Origin of the sequence: Gordonia insulae (assembly GCF_003855095.1) — a bacterium.
GTDB lineage: Bacteria > Actinomycetota > Actinomycetes > Mycobacteriales > Mycobacteriaceae > Gordonia > Gordonia insulae.
In genome coordinates, this window is record NZ_CP033972.1 from 3,088,944 (window position 1) to 3,112,554 (window position 23,611).

The following is a 23,611-nucleotide window of genomic DNA, read 5'->3' on the forward strand; positions in this document are numbered from 1 at the left end:
CCACATCCTGCACCCGGCCACGCCGGGACCGCATCCGTACCTTGACAACTCAACAGTGTGAAAGCGGCAGACCGACCCGTCGCAACCGTCGTGGGCACGAATAGATCCGCCCTAGCCCGCGATGGCGCCCGCCAACGCGACCACCGACCGCTCCCACATCGCCGTCAGCTCGCCGACCTCGTCCGCGGTCAGCACGGTGTCGCCGTAGCGCCAATTGGCCACCAATTGCGGACCGTCGTCGGTCGCCCGGATCACGGCAACCACGTCAAGCGCGTACCGCAGCGGCAGATCTGGTTCCGGGTCCGTCGGCAGATGCTCGTTGATGTCGAGATCAGTGATGGGCGACCACGGTTGCCACTGGGTGTCCGGCGTGTGCAGATCGAACCGACCAAGATAGTTGAACTCGATCTGCGGCATCGGCACCTGCAACCCCGGAGTTCGGGAAAGATACTTGAGGACACCGAAATCCACTCCACCGGCTGGAATCTCCGCGACCTGCCGGGCAACCTCGTCCACGAGCTTCCGCCCGACGCCCGGTTCGGCGAGAACGTCGTCGGCGCCGACCGACCCTCCCACACCCAGGCGCACCGGGAAGACACTCGTGAACCAGCCCAACGTCCGCGACGTGTCGACGCCGGGACCGGCCAGATGGTCCTCACGGCCGTGGCCCTCGAGCGCGATGTAGGCGCCGCCCGTCGCGTCCTGGCCTCGGCGCGCCCGCCAGCCGGTGACCGTGAGGGTGAGCGCGGCGAGCAGGAACTCGCGCACACCGACAGTACGGTCGGCGGCCTTCAGGATCGTCGCGGTGACGTCGGTGTCGGTGGTGGTGACCGCTGATCGCAGTGAGGCCCACGTGTCCGTGGTGGGATCGACCTGCCGGGCCCCGACGGCCGGATCGGGCCCGGCAACCTGAGCGGTCCAATAGTCCTGCTGTGCCAGCACATCCGGACTGTCGGTGCGTCCCTCGACGAATCGGCACCACGCACGGTAGTCGGTGTGCTCCTCTGGGAGGGCGGGGACCGTCGGCGAGCCATCGACCACCTCGAGGGTCGAGCCTGCCCGCGCGAGGTCTGCGAAGAGCACCTGCCAGCTGACCGCGTCGACCGCGAGGTGGTGGATGGCCAGCAGCAGGACATCGGCCGAGTCGCCCGCGGAGTGGTTGTGGCGCAGTCGCACTGCCGACACCATGCGGCCCGCGTCGGGGTCAATGCGGTCGTTCGCCTCCCGCGCGGCAGCGGTGACGCTGTCTGCGAGGTCCTCGGCGTCGCGGACGACCAGCAACGAGGCGGCGTCGACCGTGCCGCGGTCCCGTGTGATCAACCCGTCCTCGGTGACGATCGAGCGGAGCATGTCGTGGGCATCGATCGTGGCCTGCAGAACCGCGATCAGCCCGTCGTCGGACACATCGGCCGGTAGCGCGAACAGCACGGTCTGGGTGAACCGCCGGTGGTTGCCGTACTCGTACAGCCACTCGACGACCGGCAGTGCGGGTACGAGACCTGTCCCGGCCGAGAAGGATTCGTCCTCCTCGGCGTTGTCGATCGCGTCCGCGAGGTCGAGCACCGTCGGGTACGACAGCACCATCCGAGGTGTGACGGTGAGGTCGTGGCCGCGCAGCGCGTTCACGGCTGCCATCGCGACGATGCTGTCGAGGCCGAGGTCGAAGAAGTCCTCGTCCGGGCCCGGTGCGGTTCCGAGCACGTCGGCGATCACACCGGCGACGATCGTCGCCGTCGGTGTGAGGTCGACGTCGTCGGCAGTGGCGCGGGCCTGCAGTGCAGCGGCGGCCGATTCCGCGAGGACGATCGCGTCCACCTTGCCGTTGCTGTTCATCGGGAGCACCGGCACGCCGACAACTCGCGACGGCACCATGTGTGCGGGAAGCGCCTTCGCGACGTGGGCGCGAACAGCGCGGGCGTCGACACCATCTCCGGCGGCGAACCCGACCAGTGCCGGTCCGGCGGCCCGGTCGACGACCACGACGGCGGCCGCCGTCACACCGTCGGCACGTCGGATCGCGGCCTCCACCTCACCGGTCTCGATGCGGTATCCGCGGATCTTCACCTGATCGTCGCTGCGGCCGACGAACAGGATGTTCCCGGCCGCGTTGCGACGCACCAGGTCTCCGGTGCGGTACATCCGCGCGCGTGGGCGGAACGGGTCGGCGACGAATCGTGTGCTCGTCATCGCCGGTTTGCGTTGGTAGCCACGGGTCACCTGGGCACCCGACAGGTACAGCTCGCCGGCGACACCGGTCGGTGTCGGGCGGAGTCGGGAATCGAGGACGTAGGCGCTCATCCGGTCGGTGGGCGTGCCGATGGTGGGCGACGCGGAATCCGCCACCCGCGCGACGACTGCTTCGACCGTGGTCTCGGTGGGTCCGTAGCAGTTGTGGACCACGGTGTCCGGCAACGCCGACAGCTGCCCCCACAGGGCAGGACCGATCGCCTCCCCGCCCAGGGCCAGCACCGACAGGTGCCCTCCGGCCCGGGCCGCGCCGTCCGCGGCATCGCCGCCGACGAGACCGGCCGCGGCCAACTGTCCGAACATCGACGGCGTGGTGTCGATCATGTCGATCGCGTGTCGAGCCAGACCTGCCACGAGCCGGCCGGCGTCGCGCATCTCGTCCTCGCCGAACAGGTGGATCGCGTGGCCGTCGAGCAGACCGGCCAGCGGTTGCCACGAGGCGTCGAAGCTGAACGTCCACGCGTGCGCGATCCGCAACGGACGGCCCAGCCGGGCACGGGCGGGGGCGAGCATGTGGTCGCGGTGGTCGCGGCAATAGCTCATCAGCGCGGCATGTGTTCCGATGACGCCCTTGGGTTCTCCGGTCGATCCCGACGTGAAGATCAGGTAGGCGGCGCTCGCCGGTCCGATAGCCGGTTCGGCGGTCAGCGCAGGCGGCTCCGCTCGCGCGGCGATCCGGTTGGCCGTCTCCGGGTCGTCCGGGACGACGACCACGTCGTCGGCAAACCGATCCGCGTGTGCCCGGTCGGTGATTACGACGATGGCACCGGACTGGTCGAGGAGATTCGTGATCCGGGCATCGGGGAAGGCCAGGTCGATGGGCACATACGCCCCGCCCGCGAGCATCGTCGCGAGGATGGCGACCACCGACCCGGTCGACCTCGGCAGCGCCACGGCGACAACGGTTTCGGGTCCGATCCCGTGGTCGCGCAACTCGGCGGCGAGTTGGCCTGCGCGGCCCCAGAGCTCGCCGTAGGTGATCGATTCGTCGTCGGTCACCAGCGCGGGTGCCGACGGAGTGCGCTCGCACTGCCGGACGAAGGCCTCGACGACGGTCGCGGGCAGGTCGGCGGGTGCGTCATGGTCGGTCTGCTCGAGCGCGGCGCGCTCGGCGGGCAGGAGCACGTCGAGGTGATCGACCTCGTGGTCGGCGGCATCGGGCAACGCACGCACAACGGCCAGGATGCGTTCCGCGACGTCGGCGGCGTCGATCTCGCCCAGCGCCTCGTCGATCGACTCGGTGATCACGATCAGCTCACCGTCGAGCAGGTAGGCGACCACCGTCAGCGGATAGTGCGCAAGGCTCTCCATGGCGAGCGGCAGGAACCGGGTGCCGTCGGCCGCGCTCACGGGTTCGGTCGCCGCGCCGATGGGCGCGTTCTCGAAGATGAACAGCGTGTCGAACAGCGTGCCGTGCCCCGCCGATCGCTGGATCTCCGACAGACCCACATGCCCCTGGTCGCGCATAGCCGCCGAGTCTCGTTGCAGCGCAGCACATACCGTGGCGACGGTCGCCGGCCGGCCGTCGCCGGCACCGGACAGCCGGACCCGTGAGGGCACCGTGTTGATGAAGAGGCCGATCATCTCGTCCGCCCCCGCGAGTCCCTGAGGGCGCCCCGAGATGGTGGTGCCGAAGACGACGTCGGTCCGGTCGGTGAGCCGCGACAGCACCACGGCCCACGCGAACTGGGTCACCGTGTTGACGGTGAGTCCCGTCGAACGCGCCCACGACACCAATCGTTCGGTGTCCGCGACGGAAAGACGGTGCCGGGTCCGGACGGGCTCGGTGACCGGCACCGTGGGTGCCGCGAGCATCAACGGTTCGACGCCGTCGAGGTGCTCGCGCCAGGCCGCGCGGGCCGCCTCGGTGTCCTGGGCGGCGAGCCAGGCGATGTAGTTGCGGTACGGGCGAACCGGCGGCAGCGACGCCGCCGAACCGTCGGCCGAGTAGATCGCGAGAAGTTCGCCGAAGAACAGTGCGATCGCCCAGCCGTCCATCAGGATGTGGTGGGCGGTGACCAGCAGCCGGCGGCGGTCGCCGGGCAGGTCGACCAGTTTCACCCGCAGCAGCGGGCCATTCCGCAGGTCGAATCGGAGGGCGCGTCCGGCGACGGCGAGGGAGTCGAACTCCGCTGCACTCGCGGTGATCTCCTCCCAGGGAACGACGACGTGGCTCGGCACGATCTGCACGGGTGCCGGTAGATCCTTGTCCCACAGCGACACCCGCAGGTTGGGGTGTCGGTCGACGATCGCGTCGACGCTGCGATGCAGACGGTCGACGTCGAGGGGGCCGGTGATCTCGACGACGAACTGCATGGAGTAGACGTCAAGCCCTTCGCCGGACATCTCCGAGAGCGTGAACAGGCCCTGCTGCAGTGGGCTGAGGGCGAGAACGTCCTCGATCTCGGGGACGTCGCTCACCGCTGCGACTTCCAGGCGCTGCCCAGCGATTCCAGCATGTCGTCACTCAGCCCGGAGGCGCTCATCGGGGCTGCGTCCACCGGCGGTTCGGCGGCAGGCGTCTCGTCGGTCGCGGTGTCGGAGCCGCCCTCGTCGACCGCGGCCGCCAGTTCGGCGATCGAATAGTGGTCGAAGATCTGTTGCGGCGCCAGCGGTAATCCCTCGGCCGCGGCGCGCGCCGACCACTGGATGGAGATCACGCTGTCGCCGCCGACGGCGAAGAAGTTGTCGTCGCGGCCGAGGCCGTCGACGCCCAACAGGTCGGTGAGGATCGCGATCAGCCGTTCCTCGGTGGGGGTCTGTGCGCCACCGCCGGCGGTCGCGGCCATCGCCAGGACCGCCGGCGCCGGTTCCTGCTCGGTGAACGGATCGGTCAGTCGCGATCCGGGTGCCAGAGCCGACAGCGTCTCCCCCAGTGCGGTGCCGGCGCCCGGTCCGGTGACCACCCAGTCCCGGACCGACGCGAGATCTGTTGTCCCGGTGTGGGGCAACGCGGCCAGCGTCCGCGGACCTGCGTGCACCCGGCGCGGGTGCTCGACGGCGATCAGCGCGGCGAGGGTGGTCGGGTCGTCGTCGTGGCGGTCGGCGGTGAGCACACCCGGGATCGCGGGCAGGTCGACGGTGTCGACGACGGTGTCGGCGCCGTCGGCGAATCCGGTGAGCATGGCGACGAACGCCGCGGCGATGCCGTCGACGGATTCCTGGTCGTAGAGGTCGGCGCTGCCGACCACGCGGCCGTCGAAGCCGCCGTCGGCGGTCACGGTGAGGATGACGTTCAGATCGAGGAACGACGTGTCCTGCTCGACCGGGAGCATGGTGACCGAGGTGTGCCCGTCGGCGTCCAGCGGTCGTCCGATCGCGTTGGCGTCCCGATCGCGGAAGTGGATCATGCTCTGGAACAGCGGGTTCCGCGAGCGGGTGCGTCGGGGGTTGACGGCCTCGACGAGCCGTTCGATCGGCACGTCCTGATGGGCGAACGCGTCGAGGACGACATCACGCGTCCGCCGGATCAACGTGCGTACGGTCGGCGACCCGTCGGTCCGGGTTCGCAGGGCGACCATGTTCGCCAACAGTCCGACGAGTGTGTCCGTGCCCGGATCGAGGCGGCCCGCCGCAGGTGTACCGATCGCGATGTCGTCGCCTCCGCCCAGCCTGCTGAACACGCCGGAGAGAGCGGCCGTGACCGTCATGAACTCGGTGGCGCCGCACTCGTCGGACACCGCCCGCAGGCGCCTGCGCACCGACGCGGGCACGGTCACGTCGGCGAGGACGCCGTCCTTGGTGAGCGCCTGGGGGCGTGGGCGATCCGCGGCGACGGTGATCTCGTCCGGCTGACCCGCCAACGTTTCGCACCAGTGCTCGACCTGTGCTCGCCCGAAGTCCGCGTCGGAGGAACCGTCGGATTCCGGCCCGCTCGATCCCGCGCCGACCGGGAACACGCGATGCTGCCACAGCGCGTAATCGGTGTACGTCAGTTCCGGCGCCGCCAGATCCGGAACCACACCGTCGACGCGGGACCGGTAGGCGGCGATCAGATCGTCGAGAAGCACGTCGGTGGACCAGTGGTCGATCACCATGTGGTGCACGACCAGTGAGAGGACGTGATGGGTGTCGGCCACGCGGAACAGCCGGGCGCGGACGAGCGGTGCCACGGACAGGTCGAACAGGTGCTCGCGGGCCTCCGCCAGCGCGGCGTCCGTCTCCTCGGCGGCCACCGCGGTCACCGGCAGGTCGACGTCGACGTCGTCGTGGACCACCGCGACCGGAAGACCGTCCCGTTCGACGAAGGTGGTGCGCAACGATTCGTGGCGTCGGATCACATCACCGATCCCCGCACGCAGCGCATCGATCTCGAGCGGACCGTCGAGGCGGAAGGCAAGCGGGATGTTGCCGGCGGCCCCGGGGCCCTCGAACCGATGCTGGAACCACATCGCCAACTGGGAGAAGGACAGTGGGATCGGATCGGGCCGATCGACATGGGTCAGCGGTGGCCGCCCGGTCGACGACGAATCGGCCGCGGGTGCCGGCTCGATGACGGTGAGGCCGGCGAACCCACCGTCGTCGCCCTCGAGATCACCTATGTCGTCCAGGTCGCCGAGTTCGTCCAGGTCGATGCCGAACTCGTCGATGACGGCGGCGTTGACCGCCGCGGCGAGTTGCTCGACCGTCGGGTTGTCCAGGGGCAGTCGGACATCCACGTCGATGCCGAACTCGGTGGTGAGGGTCGTGACCAGTCGTGCGGCAAGCAGGGAGTGTCCTCCGAGATCGAAGAACGAGGACCCGGCGGTGATGTCGTCGCGTCCGAACAGTCCGGCGAAGACGCCCGCTATCCGCTTCTCGGTGGGTGTCCGCGGGGCACGGTCATCGGCCGCCGACGTCGACAGGATGGGCAGTGCCTCACGATCGAGCTTGCCGTGGGTGGTCAGCGGCACCTCGTCGATCTTCGCGATCGCCGACGGCACCATGTGTCCGGGCAGGGTGGTGCGTGCGAACCGCAGGACCTCGTCGAGGTCGATCGCTGCGCCGGCGTGATCCTCGGGGATGACGTAGGCGACGAGCCGCGCGCCGGCGTCGTCGGCCTCGACCAGCACGAGCGCGTGTGCGACGTCGGGGTGTTCGACGAGTCCGGCCTCCACCTCGCCGAGTTCGATCCGGTAGCCGCGGACCTTGACCTGTTCGTCGGCCCGGCCGACGAACTCGAGTTGACCGTCGTCGTTGCGGCGCGCGAGGTCACCGGTGCGGTAGAGACGTCCACCCGGCGCGTACGGGTCGGCGACGAACCGGGTGGCGGTGAGCGGCGGTCGGCCGAGGTAGCCGCGCGCCAGCTGTGGCCCGCCCAGGTAGATCTCGCCGACCACGCCGTCGGGCACGAGGTGCAGTCCGGGGTCGAGGAGGTAGCTGGTCACGTTGGTGTTCGGGGTGCCGATCGGGACTATCGAATTGCCCTGCGGCGCATCGATCGGGTGATGGGTGGCGGCGACGACCGCCTCGGTCGGGCCGTAGTTGTTCGACAGTGCGGCGTCGAAGGTCGCGGTGAACGAGTCGGCGACCTCCCCTGAGAAGGCCTCGCCACCGACCGGGACGGTCCGCAGCATGGTCCACTGCTTCACCTCGGGGACCATGAGCAGCGTCGCGAGCAGGGTCGGCACCATGTGCATCACGGTGACCCGCTGCCGCACCAGCAGGTCCGCCATGTAGGCGATGTCCTGCACCGCTGCGGGTTTCGGCACGACGAGGGTCGCGCCGACGGACAGTGTGCAGAAGATCTCGAACATGGAGGCGTCGAAGCTCACCGACGACGTCTGTACGAGGCGATCGTCGGGGCCGAGAACCTCGCCGGCCCCGAACCCGATGAGGTGATCGGCGATCGCATTGTGCGCCACCGCGACACCCTTGGGCGTCCCGGTCGACCCGGACGTGTAGATGATGTACGCGAGGTTGTCGGGCCGCAGCGGCGTCCGCCTGTCGGCGTCGGTCGGCGCGTCGGATTCCAGCTCGGCCGCCTCGTCCTCCGCGACGGACAGCGCGTCCGCGTCGAGCACGAGGAGCGGATCGGCGTCGGCGATGAGGAAGTCGGTGCGGTCGGCCGGGTAGTCCGGGTCGATCGGCAGGTAGGCGGCACCGGCCTTGAGGACGGCCAACGCGGCGACGACGAATCCGACCGAGGCGGTCATCCGCAGACCGACGAGTGTCTCGGGGCCGATGCCGGATCGGATCATCCAGTGCGCGAGCCTGTTCGATCGTTCGTCGAGGTCCCGGTAGGTGAGGGTCGCGTCGTCGGACACGACTGCCTCGTGGTCGGGGCGTGAGCCGACGGCGGCGGCGAACAGGTCGACGACGGTCGCGTCGGTGACCTCCGCGCGCCGGCCGGTGGACGCGGCGAGGACACGCTCATGTGCCACCGAGGTGAGCAGGCCGAGGTCCCGCACCGGGCGGCCCGGTTCCGCGATCGCGGCCCGGAGCAGGTGGAGGTAGGCGTCGACGATCCCGTCGGCGACGTCGCCACCGAAGAGCGCCGTGTCGTATTCGAGTTCGATGTGCGGTCCGATGTCCGACGTACCGGCGGCGACGGTGAACTCCAGTGGCAGTTGGCCATTGGGCGTACCGAGCTCGTCGAGGTGGCCCGCGCTGATCCCGTCCAGGGCGAACCCGTCGGCGCTGCTGCGTGCACTGAGGCTGACCGAGACGAGCCGGCCGAGGCCGTCGGTACCGGCGCCCCGCTCCGGGTTGAGTGCTCCCACCACGACGTCGACCGGTGCGCTCTGGTGGGAGATGGCCGCCACGATCCGCTCCCCTGCGGCCGCGATGAGCTGATCGAAGGTGTCGGTGGCGGACAGGCGTGTGCGTGGGAGCACCGTGTTGCCGAAGTAGCCGATGAGGTCCGCGGCGTCGGCCGGGCGATGGGTGACCGGAACCGCCACGGTGAAATCGGCAGCGCCGGTGAGTCGGTGGACGAGCAGGTCGACGACCGCAGCGTGGATGGTGAAGGGGGTCACCGAGGATTCCCGGGCGGCGGCGTCGACGGCCGTCACGAGATCGGCCGGGACCTCGCGACGCAGCCGTGCGCTGATCCGCGGTCCGGTGGCCGGGCGCCGCGACGTCGGCAACCCGAGTGGTTCCGGGATGGGCGTGAGCTCGTCACGCCAGAACGCCAGGTCGTCGGCGACGGTGTCGTCCGCCGCTGCCGGGACGTCGACGTACTGCCTTGGCAGAGAGGAGAGTTCGGCCCCTGGCTCGGCGTTGTAGCTGCGGTTGACCTCGCCGAACAGCACGGCCCAGGACTCGTCGTCCCAGGCGATGTGATGGACGGTGAGCATCAGGACGTGCGCGTCGTCGGCGACCCGGACGAGCAGCAGCCGTAACGGCAGCTGGGTGGTCAGGTCGAACGGCGTCCCGAATTCGCGGCGCGCGAGCACCTGGAGACGGCGATCCCGGCTGCGCGGCGCCAGGTCGCTGATGTCGAGGTCCCGCCAGTCGATCTGGCCGGTCGCGTGGTGGCGTGCCCGCGGTTCACCGGTGGGGGCGAGTTCGTAAGTGGTGCGCAGGATCTCGTGACGGGCGACGACGGCGTCGAACGCCGACCGCAGACGCTCCGGTTCCAGCGGCCCGTCGAGGCGGTAGGCGACGCCGACGTTGAGTGTGGTGTCGTGCGGGTCGCGGTGTGAGACGAACCAGAGCCGCCGCTGTGCCGGTGAGAGATCGCTCGTCGCACCGTCCGGTCTGGCGATCGGGCGCGGCGCCGCGGCGGTGGCCGAGCGGGCGAGCCCCCCGGCCTCGAGGCGCTGCCGGAGCAGCTCTTTCTTCCGCTGCGTCAGCTCGTCAGACATGCGTGCCAGTCTACAGAGGTAAACCTAACCAACCTACGTCGGTCAGAGGCTGCAGGGTATCTGCGCGTAGGCCCCGATATCGCAGATGGAGCGGTTGGACAGCTTCCACTGGCCGTCCTTCCAGACCCAGTACACGGGCATCCTGGCCGGCTGATATCCGGGCGACCGGAGTTCGAGGGTGGCCTTGGCCGTGTTGCCGTTGACGCTGACCGGACCGACCACGCGATAGGTGAAGCCGAGCGGCTTGAAGCGCTGGAGCAGCAGCACGATCGGCTGCGCCTGGGTGGCGGCGCGCTGGCCGCCTTCGAGCCGCTGACCCTTCTGCGCGGCCGAACCGCCGCCGACGAGCGCGTTCAGATCGCCCTGCAGCTGCCCGACGCTGGGTGTCGGACGCGACGTCGGGGTCTGCGCCTGTTGGCGAGGTTGGGTCTGCTGGGGTGCAGCGGGCACCTCGGGTGCGGGCTGGGGTGCGGCACCCGGTGCGAGTCCGCCTCCGGATGCTCCGCCGGCCGGGAGGTCTGCGCTGCTGCCCTCACCGCCGGGTGCAGGTGCGGGTGCGGCGGCGGCCGGAGCGCCGGGCGCGGTGGCCCGCGGTGCCGCCTGGGGCGCGCCTGCCTGCGGGACCTCGCTCTGGGCCGATCCGAGGTTCACCACGGTCGGCTGGGTGTTGGACGACGCGTTGTTGTCGCGCCCGATGTCGGAGAGCAGCAGTCCGACCACTCCGATGGTCACGACGAGTGCGGAGATGATGGCCGAGATGCCACCGGCCATCAGCACGGTCGGCCAGTTGACCCCGTCCCCGCCGCCGCGTGTGGCGCGCTCGTCGCCGCGGGTGGGTTCGGCGTCGTCGGCCTCGGGCGCGGAGTAGGCGCGCGATCCGATCGGCCCGGTGTCGGTGTCGTCGTAGTCAGGCGACATGGTGGGTAACTCCCCTTGCTCGGCGACAGTGCGTGTTCGTCGGGCTCCCCGAGAGCCGGTTGCCCCGGGAGCCCGTTGCCCCGAGAGCACATTTGCCCCGGGAGCAGGGTTGCACTGTCATTTAGCGTGACCTTACTTGATCGGGCGGTGTGGTCGTCACCCCATCAGCTCGACGACCTCGCGCAACGTCGCGCCCCCGAGGATCGCCTCGATCGGAAGGTCCTGGTCGAGGACGGTCTTGACGCGTTTACGCAAGTCCAGCGCCTGCAGTGAGTCGAGCCCGAGTGCGACAAGCGGAAGGTCCGGATCGAGATCGACCTGCGCCGGATCGAGGCCCATCGTCAGTGCGAGCTCGGACCGCAGCAGATCTGCGACGGACGCCGTCGCTCCCGGTCCGGTGGGGTCGACCGGTTCGGCGGGTTCGGTGCGCGCGATCTCGTCGTGGACGACGGTCGGTTCGGCTGCGCGCGCAGGAGCGGCCGGCGCAGCGGTCGGTGGCGCGGCGACGTCGTCCGGGATGTCGGCGAGCAGACGGTGGGAGCCGAGCAGGGCGAGCACGTCGCGCAGCTCGGCGAAGTCCGCCGACAACACGATGCTGTCCGCCGACAGATCGCTCAATCCGACCGTCAGTGCCGACGATGGCGTCATCGGCACCACCCCGGCGCCCTGCACCCGGGCGACACCGGCGTCGTCGAGCGGTCCCTGCACCCGCCAGAGACCCCACTGGATCGAGGCCGCCCGGGTGCCGTCGGAGCGCAGTTCGGCGGCGACGACATCCAGCATCCGGTTGCCGAGCGCGTAGAGCGCCTGGTCGCGCCCGCCCAGCGTCGCCGACAGCGACGAGCAGAGGAGCACGCGGACGTCGTCGGTGGTCGGGATCGCCGCGAGCACCGACCGCAGACCGGTCACCTTGGCCCGCAGCGCCTCGTCGAGGTCGGTGCGGGTGATGTCATCGGCGGGTGTCGCGACGTAGTTGACCGCCGCATGCAGCATCAGGCTCACCGGCTCGGGCAGCGTGGCGGCGAAGTCGGCGAGTGCGGCCTCGTCGCCGATGTCGCAGCGCACCACATCGACGACGGTGTCGTGCCGTCGGCGCAGTGCCTCGATGCGGCGGGCGACGTCGGGGGGCCCGCCGGAGCGGCTGACCAGAGTGATCCGTCCGGCGCCCGACGCGGCGAGGTGGTCAGCGAACTCGAGTCCGAGTTTGCCGGTGCCGCCGGTGATGAGGACATGGGTGAGATCCGGTGCGGACTCCGGACCGACGTCACCACCGGACTCGGCCTGCTCGAGTCGCTTGACGTACAGCGAGCCGTCGCGCACCGCGAGCTCGGCCTCGTCGGCGACGTGTACGGCGGCGACCACATCGGCGCCGGGGTCGCCCTCGGACACGGGGTCCAGGTCGAGGTGCCGGAACCGCACGGACGGGTGATCGGCGGCCGCACAGCGCAGCGCCGAGGTGAGCGCGGCGTGCACGAGGTCGGGCGTCGGGTCGGCATCGACGACGCGCTCGCCGCCGACGGTCACCCACCAGAACTGCTCGGGCACCGGATCGAGTCCGCCACGCCACCGACCGTCGACCAGGATGTCGGCCAGATGATCCAGCGCACCATCGGGTTTCGTCCCCGCAGGCCCCACCAGCAGAACCGCGGCGTCGGCCTCCACGGGCTCACCGCCCGCGCCGACGACGACTGCCGAGGCCCCCTGCTGCTGTGCGGCGGCCTCGATCGCACGCGCGAGGTCGGCACACTGTCCGGACGGGTCGAGGACCGCGATCCGTCTCGGCGGCAACAGACTCCGGCGCTTGCACAGTCGCCACGTCTCGACCAGCCGATGCACCGCATTGCCGGCCTGCCGCGCGGCCCAGCCCGGGCTGTTGACCTCGTCGTCGCGACCCGCCTCACGATCGGCCCACAGGTGGACCCGACGCATGACGGTGTTCGGGAACCCGCCCAGCGGCGGTTCGGGGTGCTGATCGCGGTGTCGGCGGGTTGTAGTGCTTCCCAACGGAATCCGCTGTCGGTGACGGCCACGGCGGCGACGTTGCGGGTGAACTCCTCGAGCCCCACGGCGTCGCGTCGGGACGTGCCGATCACCGGGCGCGCGGCGAGGCCTGCCTCGTCGACGTCGGAGAGGGTCTCCCCCATGGCCAGCAGCAGCGTCGGATGTTCCGACATCTCGATGAAGAAGTCGGCGCGGTGGCCGACGGCGGCGTCGGTCATCGCCTTGTCGAAGCGCACCCGGTTGCGCAGATTCCAGAACCAGTAGTCGCCCAACGACATCGTCTCGTCGACGGCGCCGCCCAGGGTGGCGCCGATGCACGGCATCGTCCCGGCGAGCATCGACTCGTTCTCCAGGTAGGTGCCCAGCGCGTCGAGGAACGCCGGCTGGTACTCGCTGACGATACTGGTGTGGGCCGGGTACTCGACGCGGATCTCCTTGGCGAACTTGCCCTGTGCACTCAGCGTGTCCACCATGCCGAGGACGGCCTCGCGCTTGCCGGAGATGCACAGGATGTGGGCCGAGTTCACCACCGACAGCTGCGCCCATCCCGAGTTCCGCGCGAGCATGTCCTCGCACTCGTCGACGTCGATCCCGACGACGGCCATCGTGTGCCCGCGCGGCGACAACTCGTGGACGAGGCGCGCGCGGATGGTCACGATGGTCAGCGCGTCGGACAGGGTCATCGCGCCGCTGCGGTAGGCGGCCGCGATCTCGCCCTGCGAATGGCCCACGGTCAGTGCGGGAGTGGCACCCGCCGCGTCCCACATCGCGGTGAGACCCGCCATCTGCATGAACAGTGCCGGCTGGATGGTCCGGACGTCGGTCGCGGACGGGTCGTCGGCATCGAGTTCGCCGAGGACGTAGTCGCGGGGGGACGAGCCGAACAGCCGCATGGACTGCTCGTGACACGTGTCGACCTCGCGCCGATAGTGTTCGGACAACCGGTAATACGAGGTTCCCATCCCGGGACGCTGACTGCCCTGGCCCGGATAAGTGTACGCGATCCGGCGGGGTGCGGCCGCGCCGGCCCCCCGCACGACGTCGGGGTGGACGCGACCCGCAGCGAGGGCGTCGAGCGCGTCGACGAGCCGGCTGTGGTCGACCGCGATGACGAGCGCGCGGTGGCGCCGGGCCGGGCGGGTCCGCAGCAGGTGCGCACCGACACGCGCCGGGTCGACGTCGGGGTGCGCGCGCACCCAGTCCCGGATCGCGGCCGCTTCCTCGACGACGAGTTCGGCGGTGTCCGAGGAGATCAGGATCGGGACACGTCCGTCGGGAAGACGGGGCCCGGACGTCGCAGCGGCGGCGTCGGTGATGGTGCCGGCGTGGTCAGACATGAGCGACCTCACTCCCTGAGCTACTGTCGCTGTCTACCGCGCTGTCACTGCCCGCTACGCCGTCGACGGGCATGCCGATGATGGCGTGGGCGTTGGTCCCCGACACCCCGAAACTCGACACCGCCGCGTACCGGTGCGTTCCCCGCGGAGTCCACTCGCGACGCTCGGTGGACAGGCGCAGCGCACCACGGTCCCAGTCGAGTCGGTCGGTCGGGTCGTCGGCGAACAGGCTCGGCACCGTCACCCCGTTCGCCCCGCAGAGCAGGACCTTGATCAGGCCCATGATCCCGGCGGCCGCCTGGGCATGTCCCGCATTGGATTTCACCGATCCGAGCAGAACCGGGTCATCGGCGGGCCGCGACGCCCCGTAGGTGTTCTGCAGTGCCTCGAGCTCCATCGGGTCGCCGAGCGGGGTGCCGGTCCCGTGTCCCTCGACGACATCGACATCCGCCGGGCAGATCCCGGCGGCGGCGATGGTGCGTTCCACGAGTCGCTGCTGGGCCGCCGCGCTGGGCACGACGATCGGAGCGCCCCGCCCGTTGTGGTTGACGCGGCTGGCGAGCACGGTTCCGAGGATGCGGTGGCCGAGTCGCCGGGCCCGACCCTCGGGTTCGACGACGACCACGCCCGCGCCCTCACCCCAGAGGGTGCCCGTCGCCGACGCGCTGTAGGACCGCAGGTGGCCGTCGGTGGCGAGTCCGTTGTTCTTGGCGAACTCGACGAAGGCGGCCGGCGATCCCATCACGCAGACCCCACCGGCCAGCGCCCATTCGCAGTCGCCGGACCGGATGGCGGCCGCGGCGAGATGCAGTGCGGTCAGCGATGATGCGCATGCGGTGTCCACGGTCATCGACGGCCCGATCAGACCCAGTGAGTGCGAGATCCGTCCGGCGACAGCCCCCAGGGCGGTACCGGCGATCCGATGCCCGGAGTACTCGTTGACGGCGGCCGCGCGCGGACCGTATTCGGCGATCGATGCGCCCATGTACACGCCGACCTCCTCGTCGCCGAGGGACGCGGGATTGATGCCCGCGTTCTCCAGCGCACGCCAGGCCACCCGCATCGCGACCCGCTGCTGCGGATCCATCGCGACCGCCTCGCGCGGACTGATCCCGAAGAACAACGGGTCGAATTCGGCGGCACCGCGCAGGAATCCGCCCGCATCCGGAACCGACCCCCAGCCCTCGAGGGCACCGAGCGCGAGCACCTGGTCGACCGCCCAATCACGGTCGCGGGGAAAGGGTTCGATCAGTTCCACGCCGTCGGCGAGGGCGGCGAAGTAGTCCTCCGGGGTCTCGATGCCGCCGGGTGCCTCCACGGCCATCCCGGCGATCACCACGGGCTCGACACCGGGAGTCATCGGCGCACCTGATCCGAGCGCCCGGCATCGCGTGCCTCGGTGAGCACCTCGAGGATCTCCGGTCCGCTCTCGTGCAGGTAGAAGTGTCCGCCGTCGAACACGCTCACCGTGACGTCGTCGGCGTGTGCCGACCAGGTGTGCAGATCGTGCGGTTTGATGACCGGGTCGTCGGCGCCGCCGATGACCGTGATGGGCGTGGCGATCCGCACGTCCGGCGCACAGCGGTAGCCGTCGAACGCCTGGTAGTCGGCACGCAACACCGGCAGCGCCATCCGCATCACCGCCTCACTGCCCATCACACCCGTACCGGTCCCGTCGAGGACCGAGAGGTGGGCCATCAAGCCTTCGTCGTCGGTCGGATGCGGTGGTAGATCGGCGACGCGGCTCGGTGCGGTCGCGGCGGAGACGACGAGCCCGGTGAGGGGCACCGACCGGTCCTCGGCCCGTCGGACGAACTCGAAGCCGACGAGTGCGCCGAGGCTGTGGCCGAACACCGTGAGCGGTGCGGTCATGGCGTCCGGTCGGGTCACGTAGTGGCGCACGGCCTCGTCGGCGAGGTCCCCCAGGTTGTCGGCGGCCGCCTCACGCATCCGGTCCTGGCGTCCCGGGTACTGCATGATCAGCACGGTGAACTGCCTGCTGAACACCTCCGACAGTGCGCGGTAGGCCGAGGCACCGCTGCCCGCATGCGGGAAGATCAGCAGCGGAGGAAGGTCCGGTCGCAACGGCTGGTGGAACTGTCGGAGCGCACCGAGTGCGGGCCGGGTCGGGGTGTTCTGCGTGTCTGTCATCTCGTCATTTCCGGTAGTGGGCTGAACGTGGGCTAGCCTGAGGTGGACCGCACCTCCAGACCGAACGGAGTCGCCGCAGATGAAGTCGCCGCAGCAGGAATCTGCCCAGATGGGTTCCGCCGACACCGAATCCGGCGCGCCGTATTCGATCGGGCGCGAGATCACCGATGTCACTGCGGAAGTCATCGCCGCAGGTCCTCCGGTGGTGCCCGCACCGACCGGCCGATTCAGCCTTCGCCCGGTCGACCCGGACGCCGACCCGGCTCTCCTGGTGACGTGGTTCGCACGGCCGCATCTCGTCGCCACCTGGGAGCAGGAATGGTCGGCCGAGCGCTGGCACGCCGATTCCGCCCACCGCCTCGCCGGCGACTACTCGCGGCCGATGATCGTGGCGCTCGACGGCACCGAGATCGGCTACATCGAGCTGTATCGGCCGGCCCGCGACGAGATCGCGCGACTCTACCCGGCCGACCCTCACGACATGGGCCTGCACATCGCCACCGCCGACCCCGATCTGACCGGCCGCGGCGTGATGTCGGCGTGGATGGCCGAACTCGCGCAATCCCTGTTCGACGCCGATCCCCGTTGCCGCCGAGTAGTTCTCGAACCCGACGCACGCAACACGCGGATGCGTCGCGCGCTGACCAAGAACGGCTGGGTGGATCTCGGCGAGTTCGACGTCCGCCCGGACCGCAGGATCGCGTTGCACGTCCTCGGCCGTACGGCCGACGACGTCCCGCAACTCTGACGTCATCTCAACGAACCTCGTCGGTCATTTTTCCCGTCGCTTCGCTCGCCCCGGTCCGCGCGGCGCGCGCGCCCCGCCCCGGACGTGTGGCGACCCGCAGAATGCGATTCGACAGCTCGCCGAGGCAGCTGAGGTTCGGGAACCCGGGTCCCTGAGCGAACCCGGCGAGGTTGGGCAGGAACAGTTTCGGTGACAGTCCGGCGATCGCGAGATCATGGCCCACTGCCGATTCGATCCGCTCCAACGTCGGCGTCCGGCCGAGCGTCAGCTCTAGCAGATCAGCGGCATCGTCGGTGAAGAGGTCGAGGAACCACAGCGGCTGGCCCCCGGTCGCATCCACCACGAGATCGAACGAATGCGTCTGGGCCGGGCGCCCCGGATTGTGCAGGGTGAGAGCGATCAGGTCGTCACTGCGTCGCGCCGTGACCACGCGGCCCTGGAGATGATGGATTCTGTTGTCCCCGAGCAGGTTCTCCTGCACACTCACGGAGAAGACCCCACGGTCGGTGCGGCGGATGACATCTCGCCGCTCCTCGACCGAGAGGTTCGGCCAGCTCGTGGGATCGCTGAACATGGCGTTCTCGAAGTAACTTTCGCCACGGGTGTAGATGGTCGCCCCGGGCGAGATGACCGAGACGGTCATCACCTCGTGCCGGACGAGTTCGTCGAGCGCGGATCCAGCCGTCTCACCCCCGCCGATCACCGCCGCCCGAGAGGCGACCGGCAGTCCACGACGACCCACCAGATCCCAGAACGCGGAGACCGACAGCACCCGTTCGTCGTCGAGCATCGCGCTGTCACTCGATCCGGGCCCGGTGATCATGAGCGCATCGCCCACGACCTCGGCCGATCTCCCGTCGGCGTCCACGACGTCGAGCGCCCACCGTTCCTCGTCGGCGGAGATCGCACGCACGGTGCCGATCGTGACGTCGAGTTCGATCCGCGTCGCCACCCACTGCAGGTACCGCGCCCACACGTGGTGATGGGGGTTCGGTCGCCCCCGATCCACCCACTCGGCATAGGTCTGGTGTTCGACCAGGAACGACATCCAGCTGTAATCGAGCATCCGCCTGCTGATCTCGGCGTTGAGTGCGCCGGCACCACGGGCGGCGACCGCCGAACGGTACGGAAAGCCGATGTCCTTCTCCGGGCTGGTGCCGAGCCGGTGCCGGCCATCCGTCCATCCGCCGATCGACTGCCAGTTGGCACCGACGGCATGGGCCTCCACGACCCGCACATCCGGCGCGGGCAGGTCCAGATCGCGCATGACCTTCGCCTTGGCCGCGACGGCGAGCGCCTTCGGACCCGCACCGATGATCAGCAGCGTCTCGGGTGGCGCCGGGGGCGAATCCGGCGACGGGGATGGGGACCGGGCATTCATCGACGGACCTCGCTCAGCGCGTCGTCGAGACCGGCCTCACCGACCGATGCGTCGCCCATCGCGGCCTCGTCCATTGCGGCCACCTCCAGGTAGAGGGCCGCGACCTGCTCGAGCCGGCCCGGCCGCTCATCGGACGCATCGATACGACCCGCGAGCTCACGCGCGGTCCGGGCGGCGAAGATGTCGATGACCCCGACATGCGGGGCATCGAGCCATTCCCGCACCCTGGCGACGACGGTGGTGGCGAGCACCGAGTCCCCGCCGATGGCGAAGAAGTCGTCGGTGGCGCCGATCCGGTCGACGTCGACCGCGAGCACCTCCGCGGTGATGGCGAGCAAAGCACGCTCCAGATCTGTTGCGGGCGAAACCCTCTCGACGGACATCTGACCGCCCGCCAGGAGGGCGTCGATCGCCGCGCGATCGAGTTTGCCGTTCCCGGTGAGCGGGAACGCGTCGAGGATCTCGATGGTCGACGGGATCATGTAGCCCGGCAGCAGATCTCGCAACGCGTCCCTGATCGATTCCGCGGTCGGGGTGGCGTCGTCGGCGACCACCGCAGCGGCCAGCCCCCGGGTACCGGACGAGGCGGTCGCCACCGTCGCCACCGCGTGCCGGACTCCCTCGACGGCCCGCAGCGCGCCCTCGACCTCACCGAGTTCCACCCGGAAACCGCGGATCTTGACCTGATGATCGGCGCGCCCGAGGAATTCGATGGTGCCATCCGGCCAGTAGCGGGCCAGGTCTCCGGTGCGGTACCACCGCTGCCCCTCGCGCTCGATGAAGCGCTCGGCCGTCCGCGCGGGATCGTTGCGGTACCCCCGCGCGACGCCCGCGCCGCCGACCCACAGCTCGCCGGTGACCCAGTCCGGGCAATCGCGGTCCGAGGAGTCGACCACCCGGCATTCGACGTTGGACAACGGGGTGCCGAACGGCACCGACGTCCAGTGTTCCGGCGGGTCGGTCACCTCACAGACCGTGCCGTGCACGGCGATCTCGGTGGCACCGCCGAGACCGGCGAACCGGGCCGCGGGTGCCAGCGCGTGCAGGCGGCGTGGCAGGTCCACGCCCACCCAGTCGCCACCGAGCAGCGCGGCCCGCAGCGAGTCACCGAGTCCCGACGCATCGGACTCGGCAGCGGTCAACAGCATGTCGAGTGCGCTGGGCACGCAGGTGAGGATCGACGCCCGATGTGTCCGGATGAGATCGAGCCAGGCCGCGGGGTCCTTCGCCGAGGCGGCATCGACGACGACCACCGCGCCGCCGCCGCTGAAGAGCCCGAAGATGTCGTACACCGAGATGTCGAACTCCAGCGCCGCGATCGTCACGGACCTGTCGTCCGGCCCGACCTCGAATCGGCCGTTGATGTCGTCGATGGTGTTCATCGCCGCACGATGCGGCACCTCGACACCCTTCGGCGTCCCGGTCGATCCCGACGTGAACAAGATGTAGGCCACCGACTCGCGGTCGGGCAGGATGGCCTCGGCGAACGGGGTGCGATGGTTGCGGGCGGCATCCAGATCGAGCGTGACGACGTCGTCGGGCACGTCCTCGAGCGACGAGTCGCTGCCCACCAGGACGCCGATCCCGCCGGTCTCCAGGATCACCGCGCGCCTCGCCGCCGGCTGGTCGTGACCGATCGGCACCCAGATGGCGCCGGCGGCAAGGACACCCAGCGTCGCGATGACCTGCCCCGGGCCTTTCGGCAGCGCCACACCGACGGCGTCCCCGGGCAGCACGCCTGCTCCCCGGAGGGCACCGGCGACCGCCAACGCCTCCCGGGCGAGTTCCCCATACGACAGAGTGCCCTCGCGCCAGACCAGCGCGGTGTGATCGGGCCGGTGGACCGCCCTGCGGAAGAACTCCTCGTGCAGCACCCGACCGCTGGTCGGTGCCGCGGTCCGGTTGACCCGCTCCCGGACCGCGCGTTGTGCGGCGGGAAGCGGCGGCGCCGACGTCGCGAGCCAGCCCGCATCGCCGTCACCGAGTCTGTCGATCGCGGCCGTGTAGTGCGCGAACATCGCGTCGATCACGCCCGGCGGGAACGCCGATTCGCGCACATCCCAGTTGAGGAGCAGTCCGCCGCGCAACTCGGTCACCTGTGCGTCCAGCATCACCTGAGGCCCCTGGGACACGATCCACGACGGTTCGCCCAACCGTTCCAGGACATCGTCGGAGAACAGTTCGCCGAGCCCGAGCGCGCTCGTGTAGACGACCGGCGCGAGCACCTGCTCGCCACGCGCCCGACCGAGATCCCGCAAGACGTCGAGCGCACCGTATGCGGCGTGGGCTCCGTTGGCGTGCATGGTCTTCTGCATGGCGCGGGTGAGGTCGAGGATGGACCGGGTGTGTCGCACATCCACGTCGAGCAGGATGGACGAACTGAAGTCACCGGACACCCGGTCGATGTCGGGATGTGTCGACTCCCGATGGAACAGCGGGACGTTCAGCAGGAAGCGATCGTCGCTCGACCACGCGCCGATCGTCGCGGCGAACACCGCGGCCAGGGCGACCGCAGGCGTCACCCCCCGCTCGTGGGCTGCGGCGAGGAGTGTCTCCTTCGCTGCCGCGTCGACCCAATGATGGTGCCGCACAACGCGTCGGTCGTCCCGGTGGTCGCCCGTACCGTCGACGCGGGTCGGGAGCGCCGGTCCGGCGGGCAGATCGTCGAGCCGGTCGGCCCACCAGTCCCGGTCGGCCGACCGCGCCGGATCGGGATGATCCGCCCGGTGCTGGAGATAGTCGCGGTACGTGGTGGTCGGCGCCGCAGGTGTACCGCCGTCGTACAGGGCGACCAGGTCGGCGAGCAGGACGCGATAACTCATGGCGTCGGCGGCCAGCATGTCGATGTCGACGTGGACGCGATGGCGGCCGTCGGGCAGCAGAGTCAACGTGAGGTCGATGACCTGACCGGCGGCGACGTCCAGCATCTGATGGCTCTTGGTGTCGCGGGTCATGGCCAGCCCGACCTCGACCGCCGCGTCACTCGCGGATCGGAGGTCGATGACCCGCACCGGCTCATGCGACAGTTCCGGCACGATCTGCTGCGTCCCGTCCGGCAGGAACCGGGCGCGGAGCATCGGGTGGACCGCGACGAGTGCGTGCATCGCCGTCCGCAGCCGATCTGGATCGAGACCGGCCCCGTCGAACTCGACATACAGGTGGGCCGCCACGCCGCCGAGCTCGGCGGCCTCGGTCCGGCCGATCCAGTAGGCGTGCTGCATCGGCGCCAGCGCGAACTGTTCACCCTGTGCAGCAATGACTTCCGCGTCATCCTCGACGGTCGCGCCGGCGACTGTTCCCGGCTCGGCTGCCTCTGCCGGCAGTACTGCGGTCGACTTCCCGGCGGTCGACTTGCCGCCGGTCGACCTGCCGGCGGTCGGATCCTCGGTGGCCGGCGCGGACGCCGCAAGGATCGCCGCCCACGCATCGACGGTCGGCTCCGCCGCCAGCTGGGCGAAGTTCAGTCGGTGACCTCGCTTGCGCCAGCCGCCCGCGATCTTCATCATCCGGATCGAGTCCAGGCCCAGCCCGATCAGATCCGTGTCGTGGTCGATCTCGTCCGGCGCGATCCCCAAGGCCGCGGCGATGGCGCCGCGCACCTCGTCGTGGGTACTCATCTCGCGCGGCTCCTCTCTGCATTCTCACGCTCGGCATCCTCACGTGCGGCACCGTCCCGCTCGGCATCGTCACGGCGGTCGGCATCCTCGCTGCGGACCACGAACGGGGCGACGCTGGCGAGCTTCTCGCACGTCTCCTCGAACTCACGGTCGGGGTTGGACTGTCCGACGATGCCGGCGCCCGCCCTCAGCCACGCTCGGCCGTCGACGGCGAAGATACTCCGCAGGGTCAAGGTCGCTTCCAGGTCTCCGGCCGACGACGCCGTGATCACGGCGCCCGAGTAGAGGCCACGGCCTTCCGGCTCCAGGCGATAGATGGCGTCGAGGGCCTGTGTCTTGGGGATGCCGGAGGCGGTGATGGACGGGAACAGGACCGCGAGTGCGCGCCATGGCCCCGCCTCGGGCGAAAGCTCCCCGCGGACCGTGGAGGCCAGGTGCTGCACGCTGCCGCGCTCCCGCACCACCATGAACTCGCTGACGACGGTGGTACCGGGCAGCGAGACGGACGCGATCTCCTCGAAGCAGGCCTGCACCGACATCGCGTGCTCGGCGATCTCCTTCACGTCCGCGCGGAGGTCGGCGCGCGCGGCGGCGTCGAGTTCGGCGGAACGGCCGAACGCTCGGGTCCCGGCCAGCGGTTCGGTGATGACGTGGCCGTCCGTGTCGGTCGCCACCACCAACTCCGGGCTGAAGCCCGCCGCGGACATCGACCCCAGGCGCAGGAGATACGAGCGCGCGGGATTGTTGCCGGCGCGACCGAGTGCGTAGGTCGCGGGGATGTCCACGGCGAACGGGACGTCGACCCGACGCGACAGGATGACCTTCTGATACTTGCCCTGGTCGATCTCGTCGACCGCCCGTGCCACCCGTGTCCGATAACCGTCGGTGTCGGCCCCGACCTCGATCGGGGTCGCCTGTGGGAGGGCCCCGACCGAATCTGCGAGTTCCCGCAGGCGCGCGGCGGTGGCCACGTCCGCACCTGCGGTGTCGATCCCGGTCGCGTCGATGACCGCCTCGAAGACCGGGACCATCAGGTGCGCCAGCACGGCTCCGTCGGACACCCGATCGGCCAGATCGTGGTGTGGTGCGCAGAAGTCGAATCCGACCCAGCCGTAGACCCGCCAATCGGGGGTCGCCAGCGACGCCAGCGCCGCGGCGAGTGCCTCCGACGGGTCGCCGCGCCACGGCGCGCTCACCCGGTGCGATCCCTCGGTGACGACGACGTCGTCCTTCGTGAGGACGATCCGAACCGCCACCCCCGCCGCGAAGACCCACCGGCCATCCCGCTCGTAGACGACGTGCTCGCCGAACTCTCCCGAGGCCGCCCATGCTGCGCACACACGTGCGGCGAGTTCCGGGGACACCCATGCGTCACCCGATGCGGTCGCGGTGTGCGAGTCGACGGTCAGCGACATGCGACTTCC

11 protein-coding genes are annotated in these 23,611 nt (G+C 70.1%); 1 reads left to right on the forward strand and 10 read right to left on the reverse strand.

Annotation, left to right across the window (positions count from 1 at the left end):
• Nucleotides 1-111 precede the first annotated feature (111 nt).
• The 7 genes from D7316_RS14165 to D7316_RS14190 form a co-directional block, all read right to left on the reverse strand.
• Nucleotides 112-4,668: a non-ribosomal peptide synthetase gene (locus D7316_RS14165; RefSeq protein ID WP_124708813.1), complete on the reverse strand. Its 4,557-nt coding sequence runs from the start codon at nucleotides 4,666-4,668 to the stop codon at nucleotides 112-114.
• Complete coding sequence (locus D7316_RS14170) at nucleotides 4,665-10,034, reverse strand: non-ribosomal peptide synthetase (RefSeq protein WP_124708814.1); 5,370 nt, start codon at nucleotides 10,032-10,034, stop codon at nucleotides 4,665-4,667. The genes D7316_RS14165 and D7316_RS14170 overlap by 4 nt, the downstream gene beginning before the upstream one ends.
• A 42-nt stretch (nucleotides 10,035-10,076) precedes the next feature.
• Nucleotides 10,077-10,952 carry a hypothetical protein gene (locus D7316_RS14175; RefSeq protein ID WP_124708815.1) on the reverse strand — a complete coding sequence of 292 codons (876 nt, stop codon included), beginning with the start codon at nucleotides 10,950-10,952 and terminating at the stop codon, nucleotides 10,077-10,079.
• Nucleotides 10,953-11,108: 156 nt separating this feature from the next.
• Nucleotides 11,109-12,587 carry a beta-ketoacyl reductase gene (locus D7316_RS27455; RefSeq protein WP_232017185.1) on the reverse strand — a complete coding sequence of 493 codons (1,479 nt, stop codon included), beginning with the start codon at nucleotides 12,585-12,587 and terminating at the stop codon, nucleotides 11,109-11,111.
• Complete coding sequence (locus D7316_RS27460) at nucleotides 12,473-14,290, reverse strand: acyltransferase domain-containing protein (RefSeq protein WP_232016914.1); 1,818 nt, start codon at nucleotides 14,288-14,290, stop codon at nucleotides 12,473-12,475. The genes D7316_RS27455 and D7316_RS27460 overlap by 115 nt, the downstream gene beginning before the upstream one ends.
• On the reverse strand, nucleotides 14,283-15,650 hold the full coding sequence (locus D7316_RS14185) for a beta-ketoacyl [acyl carrier protein] synthase domain-containing protein (protein ID WP_124708816.1): 1,368 nt from the start codon (nucleotides 15,648-15,650) through the stop codon (nucleotides 14,283-14,285). The genes D7316_RS27460 and D7316_RS14185 overlap by 8 nt, the downstream gene beginning before the upstream one ends.
• Nucleotides 15,647-16,441 carry a thioesterase II family protein gene (locus tag D7316_RS14190; protein WP_124708817.1) on the reverse strand — a complete coding sequence of 265 codons (795 nt, stop codon included), beginning with the start codon at nucleotides 16,439-16,441 and terminating at the stop codon, nucleotides 15,647-15,649. Before D7316_RS14190 ends, D7316_RS14185 begins: the two co-directional genes overlap by 4 nt.
• Nucleotides 16,442-16,550: 109 nt before the next feature.
• On the opposite strand from D7316_RS14190, the gene D7316_RS14195 reads away from it, so the two are divergent.
• Entirely contained in the window at nucleotides 16,551-17,189 is a 639-nt protein-coding gene (locus D7316_RS14195) for a GNAT family N-acetyltransferase (protein WP_124711343.1), read from the forward strand.
• Nucleotides 17,190-17,196: 7 nt separating this feature from the next.
• Here D7316_RS14195 and D7316_RS14200 read toward each other — a convergent pair whose 3' ends face one another.
• The 3 genes from D7316_RS14200 to D7316_RS14210 are packed head-to-tail and all read right to left on the reverse strand — an operon-like array spanning nucleotide 17,197 to nucleotide 23,602.
• Complete coding sequence (locus D7316_RS14200; protein WP_124708818.1) at nucleotides 17,197-18,570, reverse strand: SidA/IucD/PvdA family monooxygenase; 1,374 nt, start codon at nucleotides 18,568-18,570, stop codon at nucleotides 17,197-17,199.
• Nucleotides 18,567-22,187 carry a non-ribosomal peptide synthetase gene (locus D7316_RS14205; RefSeq protein WP_124708819.1) on the reverse strand — a complete coding sequence of 1,207 codons (3,621 nt, stop codon included), beginning with the start codon at nucleotides 22,185-22,187 and terminating at the stop codon, nucleotides 18,567-18,569. The genes D7316_RS14200 and D7316_RS14205 overlap by 4 nt, the downstream gene beginning before the upstream one ends.
• Nucleotides 22,184-23,602, reverse strand: a complete 1,419-nt coding sequence (locus D7316_RS14210; protein ID WP_124708820.1) for a salicylate synthase — start codon at nucleotides 23,600-23,602, stop codon at nucleotides 22,184-22,186. The genes D7316_RS14205 and D7316_RS14210 overlap by 4 nt, the downstream gene beginning before the upstream one ends.
• Between the last annotated feature and the right edge of the window lie 9 nt (nucleotides 23,603-23,611).

Excerpts from the sequence above, each read along its gene's own strand:
- D7316_RS14205 (WP_124708819.1), bottom strand. The coding sequence starts at position 22,187 with ATGAGTACCCACGACGAGGTGCGCGGCGCCATCGCCGCGGCCTTGGGG.
- D7316_RS14175 (WP_124708815.1), bottom strand. The coding sequence starts at position 10,952 with ATGTCGCCTGACTACGACGACACCGACACCGGGCCGATCGGATCGCGC.
- D7316_RS14210 (WP_124708820.1), bottom strand. The coding sequence starts at position 23,602 with ATGTCGCTGACCGTCGACTCGCACACCGCGACCGCATCGGGTGACGCA.
- D7316_RS14185 (WP_124708816.1), bottom strand. The coding sequence starts at position 15,650 with ATGACTCCCGGTGTCGAGCCCGTGGTGATCGCCGGGATGGCCGTGGAG.
- D7316_RS14170 (WP_124708814.1), bottom strand. The coding sequence starts at position 10,034 with ATGTCTGACGAGCTGACGCAGCGGAAGAAAGAGCTGCTCCGGCAGCGC.
- D7316_RS14200 (WP_124708818.1), bottom strand. The coding sequence starts at position 18,570 with ATGAATGCCCGGTCCCCATCCCCGTCGCCGGATTCGCCCCCGGCGCCA.
- D7316_RS14195 (WP_124711343.1), top strand. The coding sequence starts at position 16,551 with ATGGGTTCCGCCGACACCGAATCCGGCGCGCCGTATTCGATCGGGCGC.
- D7316_RS27460 (WP_232016914.1), bottom strand. The coding sequence starts at position 14,290 with ATGTCTGACCACGCCGGCACCATCACCGACGCCGCCGCTGCGACGTCC.
- D7316_RS14190 (WP_124708817.1), bottom strand. The coding sequence starts at position 16,441 with ATGACAGACACGCAGAACACCCCGACCCGGCCCGCACTCGGTGCGCTC.